Source organism: Pseudomonas mediterranea CFBP 5447, from assembly GCF_000774145.1.
Lineage (GTDB): Bacteria > Pseudomonadota > Gammaproteobacteria > Pseudomonadales > Pseudomonadaceae > Aquipseudomonas > Aquipseudomonas mediterranea.
Genome location: NZ_KN322980.1, coordinates 1 through 15,452 on the forward strand (window position 1 = coordinate 1; position 15,452 = coordinate 15,452).

Genomic DNA, 15,452 nt, shown 5'->3' on the forward strand with positions numbered 1-15,452 from the left:
CTTCCCGCTGACCACCAACGGCAAGCTGGATCGCAAGGCGTTGCCGGTACCGGACCTGTCTTCGGTGATCACGCATGCCTATGAAGCGCCGCAAGGTGAAGTTGAAGTCGCCATTGCCGGCATCTGGCAGGACTTGCTGAGTCTGGAGCGGATCGGTCGCCACGACAATTTCTTCGAACTGGGCGGCCATTCGCTGCTGGCGGTGAAGTTGATCGAGCGCATGCGCCAGATCGATCTGAGCGCCGACGTGCGGGTGTTGTTCAGTCAGCCAACGTTGGCCGCGCTGGCCGCTGCGGTGGGCGGACACACGGAAGTCGTGGTGCCGGAGAACCTGATTCCGGACGGTTGCACACGGATCACCCCGGACATGCTGCCCCTGGCCGACCTGGACCAGGACGCCATCGACCGGATCGTCGCAACGGTGCCCGGCGGCGTTGCCAACGTGCAGCAGGAGGGGATTCTCTATCACCACGTTGCGGCAGCCCAGGGTGACCCCTACTTGCAATATGTGCTGTTCGGTTTCGACAGCTTCACGCGTCTGGAGGGTTTCACCCAGGCGTTGCAAGCGGTCGTTGCCCGTCATGACATCCTGCGCACCGCTGTGCTCTGGGAAGGACTGGCCGAGCCGGTGCAGGTGGTCTGGCGTAACGCGCAGCTGGTTGTGGAAAGGGTCCAGTTGGACCCGGCGACCGGCGATATCGCCTCGCAACTGCACCAGCGTTTCGATCCACGGCACTATCGCCTGGACATCCGCCAGGCACCGCTGATGCGCGTCGCTTATGCGCAAGACCCGGAAAATCAACGCTGGGTGGGCATCCTGCTGTTCCACCACCTGGTGGACGATGCCACCTCGCTGGCGGTGCTGTCCGCGGAAATCGAGGCACACATGCTCGACCAGGGGCAACGCTTGTCGGCTTCGGTGCCGTACCGTAACTACGTGGCCCAGGCGCGGCTGGGTGTCAGTCGCGAAGCCCATGAGCAGTTCTTCCGCGATATGCTCGGCGATGTCGACGAGCCGACGTTGCCGTTCGGCCTGCAGGATGTGCAGGGCGATGGCAGCGGCATCGAAGAGCTCCGCCAGGACGTCGATGCGGACCTGAGTCGTCGGTTGCGGGCCCAGGCCCGTCAGCTTGGCGTGAGCGCGGCGAGTCTGTATCACCTGGTCTGGGCGCAGGTGCTGGGCAAGGTGTCGGGCAAGGACGACGTGGTATTCGGCACGGTGCTGGTGGGCCGGATGCAGGGCGGCGAGGGCGCCGACCGGGCGCTGGGGATGTTCATCAACACCTTGCCGTTGCGGGTGAGCCTGGGGCAGACCGCTGTCGGTGCGGGCGTGAAGGCGACCCATGCGCGCCTGACCGCCTTGCTCGGCCATGAACATGCCTCGTTGACCCTGGCCCAACGTTGCAGTGGCGTGGAGGCACCGACGCCGTTGTTCAGCGCCTTGCTCAACTACCGCCACACCGGCGCACTGACCTCGACCGAGGCGCTGTCGGCCTGGGGTGGTATCCAGGTGCTCAGCGGTGAAGAACGCACCAACTACCCATTGACCCTGAACGTCGATGACCAGGGCGAGGCGTTCAGCTTCACGGTCATGACCCCGGCCCACATCGGTGCGCAACGCCTTTGCGGCTACGTGCAGCAGACGCTGGAAAGCCTGATCGGGATGCTGGAGCAGACGCCGGATGCACCGCTGCACCAGTTGTCCATCCTGCCGTGCAGCGAACGCCGCAAGTTGCTGGATGAGTTCAATAGCGCTGAAGTCGTTGCGCCGTCGGCAGCGGCCATTCATGAACTGTTCGAGGCCCAGGTGCTGCGCACGCCGGATGACGTTGCCGTGGTGCAGGACCACCAGTCACTGAGCTATCGTGAACTGAATGTCCGGGCCAACCGTTTGGCGCACTACCTGCGCAAACAGGGCGTACAAGCGGACTCCCGGGTGGCGATCTGTGTCGAGCGCAGCGCGGACATGGTGGTCGGCCTGCTGGCCGTGCTCAAGGCTGGCGGTGGTTATGTGCCGCTGGATCCGGCGTACCCGGCCGATCGTCTGGCCTACATGCTGGAAAACAGCGCACCGGTTGCAGTACTGACGCAAGCCGGGACCCGCGGGCTGTTGGCCCATGGGCCGGTGCCGCTGATCGACCTGGATGCTGGCGAGTGCCAAGCCGAACCGGAGCACAACCCGCAGGTGACGGACCTGACCCCGGACAACCTGGCCTACGTGATCTACACCTCCGGTTCCACCGGGCTGCCAAAAGGTGTGATGGTCGAACATCGCGGCCTGCGCAACCTGCTGGACTGGTACCTCGACGACCTGGGTTTCCATGCCGGGGACGCGGTGCTGCTGGCCTCGTCCTATAACTTCGACCTGACCCAGAAAAACATCCTCGCCCCATTGATGGTCGGCGCCTCGTTGCACCTGGCCGAAGAACCGTTCAACCCGAGCGCCATCGTCGCCCAGGTCGCCGAAGCCGGCATCACTCACCTCAACATGTCCCCCAGCGCCTTCCACGCCCTGGTGGACGCCGACCGGCACGAAGCACTGGCCTGCCTGAAGCGGGTGGTGCTGGGTGGCGAGCCGATCCAGGTTGCCATGCTGGAAAAACTGCCGCTGCCACGGCCGGCGATCATCAACAGCTACGGGCCCACCGAGTGCAGCGACGTGGTCGCCTGGCACACCGTCGATCCCGATCTGGATACCTACCGCAACCGCTCGATTCCGATCGGCCGGCCGATCCGCAACATGCAATTGCATGTGCTGGACAGTCACGGCCAGTTGCTGCCGGTGGGCGTCCCCGGTGAGATCCACATCGGCGGTGTCGGCGTGGCGCGGGGTTATCTCAACCTGCCGCAGCTCAGCGCCGAACGCTTCATCGCCGACCCGTTCAGCGAGCGGGCCGGGGCGCGCCTGTACAAGACCGGCGACATCGGCTGCTGGCTGCCCGACGGCACCTTGCAATACCTGGGGCGTAACGACGATCAGGTGAAGATCCGCGGTTTCCGCGTTGAACTGGGGGAGATCGAAGCCAGGCTCGCCCAGCACGAAGTGGTGAACGAAGCCGTGGTCCTGGTGCGCGAGGAGGCGCCGGGCGATAAGCGCCTGGTGGCCTGGTTCACTGCCTGTTCGCCGGACGAAACGACGGACATCGAGGCGCTGCGCGTCTACCTGCTGGCGCACCTGCCGGCCCATATGGTGCCGATGGCCTACGTGCGCCTCGACGCATTGCCGTTGAGCCCCAACGGCAAGCTCGACCGCAAGGCGTTGCCGGCACCGGATCTGACGTCGGTCATCACCCGCGGCTACGAAGCCCCTGTCGGCGAAACCGAAATCACTCTGGCCCGCTTGTGGGCCGAAATCCTCAACGTGGAACGCGTTGGCCGTCACGATCACTTCTTCGAGCTGGGCGGGCACTCGTTGCTGGCCGTCAGCCTGATGGAGCGGATGCGCCAGGAGGGCATGGAAGCGGATGTACGGACGCTGTTCGAGCAACCCACGCTCTCGGAATATGCGGCAACGACAGAAAAAATGGAGATTGTCCTGTGAGTGTGATCGAACTGTTGGCGACATTAAAAGAAAAAGACGTGCAGCTATCGGTCAACGGCGATCAGCTCGTTGTACGGGGCCGGAAACAGTCGTTGAAGGAGCCGGAGGTGCTGGCCCTGTTGCGCGAGCACAAGGCCGCGCTGATCGAATTGATCAACAGCGGCGAGTATGACGCCGGCAAGGCCGGTGAGGGCGAGGTTCCCGCCAACGCCATCCCTGCCGGCTGCGAACGGATCACGCCGGAAATGCTGCCTCTGGCCGCGCTGGATCAGCCGGCCATTGATCGCATCGTGGCCAGCGTGCCGGGCGGCGCGGCCAATGTGCAGGATATCTATCCCCTGGCGCCCTTGCAGGAAGGGATCCTCTATCACCACCTGACCGCCCTCCAAGGCGATCCTTATGTCTTGCAGGCGCATTTCAGCATCGCCAGCCGTGAGCGCCTGGAGGATTTTGTCGCGGCCCTGCAACACGTGATCGATCGCCATGACATCCTGCGCACCGCCATCGTCCGCGAAAACCTGGAGGCACCGCTCCAAGTGGTCTGGCGCCAGGCTCGACTGGGCGTGACGGACATCAGCGCCGAGCTGGCCGAGGGCGATGTCCTGACGCAACTGCAAGCCCGTTTCGACCCTCGCCACTATCGCCTGGACCTCAGCCAGGCACCGCTGCTGTCGCTGGTGTGCGCCGAAGACCCGGTCAACCAACGCTGGGTCGCGATGCTGTTGTTCCACCACATGGCGCTGGATCATGCCGCGCTGGCGGTCGTGCAGGGCGAAATGCAAGCCTGGTTGATGGGGCAGGCCGGGCAATTGCAGCCGGCCATTCCCTACCGCAACTATGTGGCGCGAACCCGCCAGGCCGGTCAGCGCCAGGCCGACGAGGCGTTTTTCAGCAAGATGCTGGGCGATGTCGACGAACCGACCTTGCCGTTCGGCCAGCAGGATGTATTGGGCGACGGTAGCGCCATCGAAGAGCACCATCAACCGCTGACCCCGGAACTCAGCCGCCGGGTGCGGGTGCAGGCGCGTCAGCTCGGCGTCAGCGCGGCAAGCATCTTCCATCTGGCCTGGGCCCAGGTGCTGGGCAGCGTCTCGGGGCGTGAAGAGGTGGTGTTCGGCACGGTGATGCTGGGACGCATGCAGGCCGGCGAGAGCCTGAGCCGGGCATTGGGCATGTTCATCAACACCTTGCCGCTGCGGGTGGGCGTGGGCGCGCAGAGCGTGCGCGACGGGGTGAAAAGCACCCATGGCTGGTTGAGCGCCTTGCTCAGTCATGAATATGCCTCCCTGGCCCTGGCCCAACGGTGCAGTGGCGTGGCGGCGCCAGCGCCGCTGTTCAGCGCACTCTTGAACTACCGCCACAGCGCGGGTGCGGACCAGGTTCCCGGGCAGGAAGTGCTCCAGGCCTGGGAGGGTATTGAAGCCCTGAGCGCGCAGGAGCGGACCAACTATCCGCTGATCCTCTCGGTGGATGATTTCTCCGATGACTTTGCCTTGGAAGTGCAGGCGAGCGTGCAGATCGGCGCGCAACGCATCTGCAATTACATGCAGGCAGCGCTCGAGTACTTGATCACGGCACTGGAAAGCGCCCCGGAGTCACTGCTCAACGACCTGTCGGTGCTGCCGCAGGAGGAGCGTGAGCGAGTCTTGCAGTCATTCAACCACACCGATCGCGCCTATCCGCAGGCGCAAACGGTTCATGCCTTGTTCCAGGCGCAGGCACAGGCCCGTCCGGATGCGCTGGCGGCGGTGCAGGCAGGACAGAGTCTGACCTATCGTGAACTGAACGCCAGAGCCGATGGCTTGGCCCGGCATCTGATTGACCTCGGTGTGCGGCCCCAGGATACGGTGGCCATTGTGCTGCCGCGCTCGCTGGACCTGTTGATCGCTCAACTGGCGATTCTCAAGTGCGCGGCGGTCTATCTGCCGCTGGACATCAACGCACCCGTGGAGCGCCAGCAGTTCATGCTGCAGGACAGTCGGGCCGTGCTGGTGTTGACCCACGGCACCGAGGACCTGGCCGATGGTGTGCGCCGGGTGGATCTCGATAGCCTCGACCTGGCGGGGCTGCCGGCCTGGGACGGTTCGCCGCCGCAGTCGAGCGAAGCACCGGCCTATATCATGTACACCTCCGGTTCCACCGGCACACCGAAAGGCGTGCTGGTGCCGCATCGGGCCATTTCCCGCCTGGTCATCAACAACGGTTATGCCGACTTCAACGAGCAGGATCGCGTGGCGTTCGCTTCGAACCCGGCTTTCGACGCCAGCACCCTGGAAGTCTGGGCGCCGTTGCTCAATGGCGGTTGTGTGATTGTGGTGGAGCAGGACGTATTGCTGTCCCAGGAACGCTTGCCAGCGTTCCTGCTTGAACAGTCGGTCAATGTGTTGTGGCTGACGGCGGGGCTGTTTCACCAGTACGCCGCCAGCCTGATGGCAGTGTTCCGGCAACTGCGCTACCTGATCGTCGGCGGCGATGTGCTCGATCCGACCGTGATTGGCCGCGTCCTGGAACACGGCGCACCGGAGCATTTGCTCAACGGCTACGGACCCACGGAAGCCACCACCTTCTCGACCACCTACGAAATCAAGTCGGTCGGCGCGGGCAGCATTCCCATCGGTCGTCCGATCGGCAACACGCGGGTCTACCTGTTGGATTCCCGGCTTCGACCCGTGCCCCTCGGTGTGACCGGTGAGCTGTATATCGCCGGCCTGGGCGTTGCGAACGGCTATTTGAACCGGCCGGAGCTGACCGCCGAGAAGTTCATCGCGGATCCGTTCAACCCGCAGGCCTTGATGTACCGCACCGGCGACCTGGGGCGCTATCTGCCGGACGGCAACATCGAATACCTGGGCCGGAACGACGGTCAGGTGAAAATCCGCGGGTTCCGCATCGAGCCAGGCGAGATCGAAACCCGGCTGGCACAACACGAGCGCGTAAAAGACGCGGCGGTACTGGTTCGCGAAGATGTGCCGGGGGAAAAGCGCCTGGTCGCCTATTTCACCTTGCATCGACCTGGCGACCCCGTGGATATCGAAGCGTTGCGGGTGCATTTGCAAAGCCGTTTGCCGGACTACATGGTACCGGCTGCCTACGTGCGCCTCGATGCGTTGCCGCTGACCGCCAACGGCAAGCTTGACCGCAAGGCGTTGCCGATGCCGGACCAGGCGTCGATCCTGGCGCGTGGCTACGAAGCGCCGGTGGGCGAAACCGAAACGCTCCTGGCCAAGTTGTGGACGCAGATCCTCAACGTCGAGCGGGTGGGGCGTCACGACCACTTTTTCGAATTGGGCGGCCATTCCCTGCTGGCGGTCAACCTGATCGAGCAGATGCGCCAGGTCGGCCTGAGCGCCGATGTGCGGGTGCTGTTCGGCCAACCGACCCTCGTGGCGCTGGCCGCGGCGGTGGGCAGCGGCAATGAAGTCCAGGTGCCGGCCAACGGTATCGTTCCCGGTTGCGAACGGATTACCCCGGACATGTTGCCCCTGGCCACGTTGACCCAGGAGGCCATCGATTGCATCGTCGCAACGGTGCCGGGTGGTGCCGCCAACGTGCAGGACATCTACCCGCTGGCCCCGTTGCAGGACGGCATTCTTTACCATCATCTCTCGGCGCAACAGGGCGATCCCTATGTGCTGCAAGCGCTGTTCGCCTTCCAGGACAAGCCGCGCCTGGAGGCTTTCGCGCAAGCGCTGCAGAGCGTGATCGACCGCCACGACATTCTGCGGACTTCGGTGTTGTGGGAGGGGTTGGAGCAGCCGATGCAGGTGGTCTGGCGCAAGGCCGTCCTGAGCGTCGAACCGTTCGATGCACCAGCCTCGGATGGCGACGTCGTGGCCCAGCTGCATTCACGTTTCGATTCCCGTCATCATCGCCTCGATATCCGCCAGGCCCCGCTGATGTGCCTGCGATTTGCCCATGACCCGCTCAACGAGCGCTGGGTGGCGATGTTGCTGTTCCACCACATTGCCCTGGACCATACCGCGCTGGACGTGGTGCAGCAGGAAATGCAGATGCACCTGCTTGGACGGCAAGAGCAACTGGCGGCTGCGATGCCGTACCGCAACTATGTGGCCCAGGCGCGCCTGGGTGTCAGCGAAGAACAGCACGAAGTCTTTTTCCGCGAAATGCTTGGCGATGTCGATGAGCCGACGCTGCCTTTCGGTTTGCAGCAGGTGCAGGGTGACGGTCGCGGTATCGAAGAGGCACGGCTCGAGGTGGATGCCGACCTGAGTCGCCGCCTGCGGGCCCAGGCGCGGCGGATGGGCGTGAGCGCTGCCAGCCTTCATCATCTGGCCTGGGCGCAGGTGCTGGGGCGGTTGTCCGGGCGCGACGATGTGGTGTTCGGCACCGTGTTGATGGGGCGGATGCAGGGCGGCGAAGGCGCCGACCGGGCGCTGGGCATGTTCATCAACACCTTGCCATTGCGGGTGATGCTGGATGAGCAGGGCGTGGAGGCCGGCGTCAAGGCCGTCCATGGGCGGCTGAGTGCATTGCTTGCTCATGAACACGCTTCGCTGGCCCTGGCCCAGCGTTGCAGCCGCGTGGCGGCTCCGGCGCCGCTGTTCAGTGCCTTGCTGAACTATCGGCACAGTGCCTCCGGCGTCATCTCGGCGGAGGCGACGACGGCCTGGCAGGGCATGACGGCCCTGGACAGCGAAGAACGCACGAACTATCCGCTGGCGCTGTCGGTGGACGACCTGGGCGATGGCTTCTCCCTGAGCACCCTGGTGTTGCAAGGCGTTGGCGCAAGCCGCATCTGCGCGTACATGCACACGGCACTCGATCGCTTGGTGCAAGCGCTGGAGCACGATTCGCAGACCCCACTCTACCGTCTGGATATCCTCCCGCAGATCGAGCGCAAGCAGTTACTGGTGGACTTCAACGCTACCCGGCGCGTCTATCCTCAGGACCAGACCGTGCTGGCGCTGTTCGAGGCCCAGGCGGCACGACTACCACAGGCAATTGCGGTGGTGCATGGCCAGCGGCAAGTGACGTATGGCGAACTGAACGCACAAGCGAACCGCCTGGCCCATCACTTGATCGGTCTTGGCGTGCGGCCGGACGATTGTGTGGCGATCCTGTTGCCGCGTTCGATCGACCTGCTGGCCAGCCAGTTGGCCATTCTCAAGTGCGCGGCGGCCTATGTCCCGCTGGACCGCAATGCTTCGCTTGAGCGGCAGCGGTTCATGCTCGCCGATTGCCGGGCGTCCTTTGTGTTGACGTCCAGCCGCGAGCAGGTACCCGAGGGCGCGAGCCGCGTCGACCTGGACATGTTGGAGCCGCAAGGGGCCATCCACAATCCAGGGCTGGAACAGTCCAGCGAGTCGATTGCCTACATCATGTACACCTCGGGTTCCACGGGACAGCCCAAGGGCGTGCTGGTGCCGCACCGGGCGATCAACCGCTTGGTGATCAACAACGGCTATGCCGATTTCAATGAGCACGACCGGATCGCCTTTGCCTCCAACCCGGCGTTCGACGCCAGCACCATGGACGTCTGGGGCGCGCTGCTCAACGGCGGACAGGTGGTGGTGATCGACCATGAAACCCTGCTCGAGCCGGCGCGCTTTGCCCAAGTGCTGGACGCGTCGGGGGCCACCGTGTTGTTCGTGACCACGGCGATCTTCAACCAGTACGTGCAACTGATCCCCGAGGCCATGGCGGGCTTGCGCATCCTGCTGTGCGGTGGCGAACGTGCCGACGTTGCGTCGTTCCGGCGCCTGCTGGACCTGGCGCCGGCGTTGCGCCTGGTGCATTGCTATGGGCCGACCGAAACCACCACCTATGCCACCACGCTGGAGGTGAAGACGGTGGCCGAAGACGCGCAAAGCGTGCCGATTGGCGGACCGATTTCCAATACTCAGGTATATGTGCTCGATGCACACCAGCAACTGGCGCCCCTGGGTGTCGTCGGCGAAATCTACATCGGCGGCAAAGGCGTGGCGAAGGGGTACCTGAATCGTCCCGACCTGACCGCGGAGAAGTTCATAGCCGACCCGTTCAGCGACGAACCCGGTGCCTTGCTGTACCGCACGGGGGACCTGGGCCGTTGGCTGCCGGAAGGCAGCCTGGAATGCCTGGGACGCAACGACGACCAGGTGAAGATCCGCGGTTTCCGTATCGAACTGGGTGAAATCGAAGCCAGGCTCGTCACCTGCGAGGGCGTGAAGGACGCCGTGGTGATGGTGCGGGCCGACGAGTCGGGCGAGAAGCGCCTGGTCGCCTATGTCGTGGCGCAGCCGCAGGTCGCGCTGACCGTGGCCGGACTGCGGGAGCAACTGTCCACGGCCTTGGCCGAATACATGGTGCCCGGCGCGTTCGTGATATTGCCGGCTTTCCCCCTGACGCTCAACGGCAAGGTGGACCGCAAGTCGCTGCCCGCGCCGCACGCCGAGGACTACGCGAGCGAAGCCTACGAGGCGCCGCAGGGAGAGATCGAACAGACCCTGGCCGGCTTGTGGGCGGAGCTGTTGAAGGTGGAACGGGTTGGCCGCCACGATCATTTCTTCGAACTGGGCGGTCATTCGCTGCTGGCGATGAGATTGATCGAGCGGATGCGCCAGGCCGGTCTGTCGGTGGATGTGCGCGACCTGTTCAGCCGACCGACGCTACGGGCGTTGGCCGCTGCGGTGGGTGGGCATCGTGATGTGGTCGTGCCGGCCAGCGCCATTGTCGAAGGTTGCGAGCGGATCACGCCGGACATGTTGCCACTGGCCGTTCTGAGCCAGGACGCCATCGACCGAATCGTGGCGAGCGTGCCGGGTGGCGCGGGCAATATCCAGGACATCTACCCGCTGGCGCCGTTGCAGGAAGGCATTCTGTATCACCATCTGACCGCGAACAGCGGTGATCCCTACGTGCTGCAGACGCTGTTCGGTTTTGACGGCCGCGCCCGTCTGGACAGCTTTGCCCAGGCGTTGCAACAGGTGATCGATCGCCATGACATCCTCAGGACATCGATGGCCTGGGAGGGGCTCGACGAACCGATGCAGGTCGTGTGGCGTCGGGCACCACTCATCTGCGAGGCATTCGAACCGGATGCTCACGGCGTAGAGGTGGTTGCACAGCTTTATGAGCGTTTCGATGCCCGTCAGTATCGGCTGAATTTGTGCCAGGCGCCGCTGCTGCGCCTGGTGTACGCAGAAGATGTCGCCAACCAGCGCTGGGTTGCGATGTTGTTGTTCCATCATTCGGTGCTGGACCATACCGCGCTGGAGGTACTGGAGCGGGAAATGCAGGCCCACCTGCTCGGCAGGGCCGATCAACTGGGTGCCGCGGTGCCTTATCGCAATTACGTGGCCCAGGCGCGCCTCGGGGTCAGCCAGGAGGAGCACGAAGCGTTCTTCCGCGACATGCTTGGCGATATCGATGAACCGACGCTGCCGTTCGGTCTGCGCGATGTGCAGGGTGACGGTAACGGCGTGGAGGAGGTCAGGCTGGCGTTGGAGGTAGGGCTGTGCCGGCGTCTTCGCGGCCAGGCGCGTCAGTTGGGCGTCAGCGCGGCGAGCCTGATGCACTTGGCCTGGGCACAGGTGCTGGGCCGTGTCAGCGGACGCGACGAAGTGGTGTTCGGCACGGTGCTGCTGGGTCGGATGCAAGGCGGAGAGGGCGCCGATCATGCGTTGGGCATGTTCATCAATACCCTGCCGTTGCGGGTGAGCCTGGTGGGGGGCAATGTGCAGGAGGGTGTGAGAACCACCCATCAACGGCTCACCGCGCTGCTCGGTCATGAGCACGCTCCGCTGGCGCTGGCCCAGCGTTGCAGTGGCGTGGTGGCACCGACGCCGCTGTTCAGTTCCATGCTCAATTATCGCCATTGCTCGGTCGAAGTCACCGCGCAGATGGTGTCGGCGTGGCAGGGTATCGAATCCATCGGCGGTGAAGAACGCACCAACTATCCGTTGACGCTGGCCGTGGATGATGGGGGCGAAGGTTTCAGCCTGGTGGTGCAGGTGGTGCGCGGAATCGGTGCGCAACGCATCGGCGAGTACATGCAAGCCACCCTCGAAAACCTTGTAGCCGCACTGGAGCAAGCACCCGAGACGCCGCTGTATGAAATTGAGAGCATGCCGGCGGTTGAACGCCAGCACCTGCTGGAAGCGTTCAATGCTACAGCCGTCGACTATCCGCAAGGCCTGACCTTGCATGGCCTGTTCGAGGCACGGGTCACGACCTGTCCGGATGCCGTCGCCGTGGTGTTCGAAGAGCAGCAACTGGGCTACGCCCAACTGAACGGCCGCGCCAATCAGATTGCCCATCGCTTGCTGGAACTGGGCATTCGTCCGGATGAGCGCGTGGCGATCTGCATGGACCGCAGCACGGACATGGTCGCGGCACTGCTGGGCATTCTGAAATCGGGCGCCGCCTACGTGCCGCTCGACCCGGATTATCCGGCCGATCGTTTGGCCTACATGCTGGAAAACAGCGCCCCGGCCGTGGTGCTGACCCAACGGGCCTTGCAGGCGAGCCTGCCGGCGACCGCTGCCAGGGTGATGGTGCTCGAAGACGAAGACTTCGCCACGCAACCGACCGGCAATCCGCAGGTTTCGGGCTTGCATGCCAGCCATTTGGCCTATGTGATCTATACCTCCGGTTCGACCGGCCTGCCCAAGGGCGTGATGAACGAGCATGGCGCGGTGGTCAACCGCCTGCTGTGGATGCAGGACGCCTATACGCTGGGCGCGGCGGACGCGGTGCTGCAGAAGACTCCGTTCAGCTTCGACGTGTCGGTGTGGGAATTCTTCTGGCCGCTGTTCACCGGTGCGCGGCTGGTGATGGCCCGTCCGGGCGGCCATCGCGATCCGGCGTACCTGCGCGAAGCGATCCAGCGACACGGCATCACCACGCTGCACTTCGTCCCGTCGATGCTGGACGTGTTCCTCGCCCATGGTGAGGCTGGCGAGTGCGAGGGGCTGCGCCAGGTGATGTGCAGCGGCGAAGCCTTGCCGGGCCATCTGGTGCGGCGTTTCAAGGCGCAATTGCCAGGGACTGCGTTGCACAACCTGTACGGCCCGACCGAAGCGGCCGTGGACGTCACCGCCTGGGACTGCACGGGGGCCGAGACACCGGACAGCACGCCGATCGGCAAGCCGATCGCCAACACCCGGATCTACCTGCTCGACGCCCATCAGCAACCGGTGCCCCTGGGCGTGGCCGGGGAGATCTACATTGGTGGCGTCCAGGTGGCGCGGGGTTATCTGCACCGTCCGGAACTGACGGCGGAGCGTTTCCTCGTCGACCCGTTCAGTGACCGGCCGAATGCCCGGATGTACCGCACCGGCGACCTGGGTCGCTACCTGGCGGACGGCAATATCGACTACCTGGGGCGTAATGACGATCAGGTGAAGATCCGCGGATTCCGTATCGAACTCGGCGAGATCGAGGCCAAGCTTGCCCAGCACGGGGCGATCAAGGAAGCCGTGGTGCTGGCTCGCGAAGACGTGCCGGGGGCCAAGCGCCTGGTGGCGTATTTCACTGTGCACGGTGACGAGCACCGTGTCGAGATCGAAAGCTTGCGGACTCAACTGCAAGCGCAACTGCCGGAATACATGGTGCCGGCGGCTTATGTGCAGCTTGAGGCACTGCCGCTGACCCCCAACGGCAAGCTGAATCGCAAGGCGTTGCCGGCACCGGACCAGGCGTCGGTGATTACCCGTGAATACGAAGCGCCGCAAGGTGACGTCGAGGTTGCCATTGCCGGTATCTGGCAGGACCTGCTGGGCCTGGAGCGGATCGGTCGCCACGACAATTTCTTCGAGCTGGGCGGGCACTCGCTGCTGGCGGTGAAAATGATCGAACGCATGCGCCAGGTCGAACTGTCCGCCGATGTGCGGGTGCTGTTCGGCCAGCCGACCCTGGCTGCGCTGGCCGCTGCGGTCGGTACATGCACCGACGTGGTGGTGCCGGCCAATCTCATTCCCGCCGGCTGCACGCGAATCACCCCGGACATGCTGCCCCTGGCCGATCTGGACCAGGAGGCTATCGACCGGATCGTCGCCACTGTGCCCGGCGGCGTCGCCAATGTGCAGGACATCTACGCCCTGGCGCCGTTGCAGGAAGGCATTCTGTATCACCACCTCGCGGCAGCCCAGGGTGATCCTTACCTGCAATACGTGATGTTCGGTTTCGACAGTTTCACCCGCCTGGAAGATTTTGCCCAAGCGTTGCAAGCGGTCGTTGCCCGCCACGACATCCTGCGTACCGGGGTGGTCTGGGAAGGCTTGGCCGAACCGGTGCAGGTGGTCTGGCGTAACGCGCAGCTGGGTGTGGAAGCGGTAGCGCTGGACCCGGCGGCAGGCGATATCGCCACGCAACTGCACCAGCGCTTCGATCCGCGGCACTACCGCCTGGATGTACGTCAGGCGCCGATGATGCGCATCGCTTATGCGCAAGACCCGGCGAACCAGCGCTGGGTGGGCATCCTGCTGTTCCATCATTTGGTGGACGATGCCACCTCCCTGGCTGCGCTGGCGGCAGAGATCGAGGCGCACATGCTCGGCCAGGCCCAGCGTTTGCCAACATCGGTGCCATACCGCAATTACGTGGCCCAGGCCCGGCTGGGTGTGAGCCGCGAGGCCCACGAGGCGTTCTTCCGTGACATGCTGGGTGGCCTCGACGAACCGACGCTGCCGTTCGGCTTGCAGGATGTGCAAGGTGACGGCAGTGGTATCGAAGAGGTTCGCCAGGATGTCGGCGAGGACCTGAGTCGCCGGGTGCGAGCGCAGGCCCGTCAGTTGGGCGTGAGCGCGGCAAGTCTGTATCACCTGGTCTGGGCACAGGTGCTGGGCAAGGTGTCGGGCAAGGACGATGTGGTGTTCGGCACCGTGCTGGTGGGCCGGATGCAGGGCGGTGAGGGTGCCGATCGTGCGTTGGGCATGTTCATCAATACTTTGCCGTTGCGGGTCAACCTGGGGCAAACCGCTGTCGGTGCAGGTGTGAAGGCGACCCATGCGCGCTTGACTGCGTTGCTCGGTCATGAGCACGCCTCCCTGGCCCTGGCGCAACGGTGCAGCGACGTGGAAGCGCCGACGCCGTTGTTCAGCGCCTTGCTCAACTATCGTCATACCGGGGCAACGGCGTCGACCGAGGCGCTGTCGGCCTGGGAGGGTATCCAGATCCTCAGCGGCGAGGAACGCACCAACTATCCGCTGACCTTGAATGTCGATGACCAGGGCGAGGCGTTCAGCTTCACGGTCATGACGCCGGCACAGATGGGTGCACAACGTATCTGCGATTACGTGCAGCAGGCGTTGCAAGGCCTGATCCGGATGCTCGAGCAGACAGCGGACGCGCCCCTGCACGATCTGCCGATTCTGCCGGAAGCGGAACGTGAGCAGTTGTTGGTGGCGTTCAACGCCACCGACGCTGAATATCCGTTGGATCAGACGATTCATGGGTTGTTCGAGGAGCAGGTGCAGCGTACGCCGGAGGCGCTGGCGGTGCTGCATGGCGGGCAACGCCTGAGCTATGCCGAGTTGAACGAGCGGGCCAACCAGTTGGCGCATTACCTGCGCGGGCGGGGTGTACGGCCGGATTCGCGGGTGGCGATTTGCGTCGAGCGTGGCCTCGACATGGTGGTCGGATTGCTGGCGATCCTCAAGGCAGGCGGTGGTTACGTGCCGCTGGATCCGGCGTATCCGGCGGATCGGATTGCCTACATGCTGGAGGACAGTGCTCCAGCGGTGGTTTTGGCCCAGACGGCGACTCTCGGGTTGTTGGCAGGTGCTTCGATGCCGGTGATCGATCTCGGTAGCGGGCTCTGGCAGGACGAGTCCGTCTCGAATCCGCAGGTTGCCGAGCTGACCTCGTCGCATCTGGCCTACGTGATCTACACCTCGGGTTCGACCGGTTTGCCCAAGGGCGTGATGATCGAACACCGCAACACGGTGAATTTCCTGACCTGGGCCCATCG

Annotated in this window: 2 protein-coding genes; both read left to right on the plus strand. The window is 64.3% G+C overall.

Annotation, left to right across the window (positions count from 1 at the left end):
• Positions 1–3,541 (plus strand): non-ribosomal peptide synthetase (locus N005_RS03045; protein ID WP_047699307.1); only part of this gene is annotated, 3,541 nt, incomplete at its 5' end.
• Positions 3,538–15,452 (plus strand): non-ribosomal peptide synthetase (locus N005_RS03050; protein WP_167336853.1); only part of this gene is annotated, 11,915 nt, incomplete at its 3' end. The genes N005_RS03045 and N005_RS03050, both read left to right, overlap by 4 nt.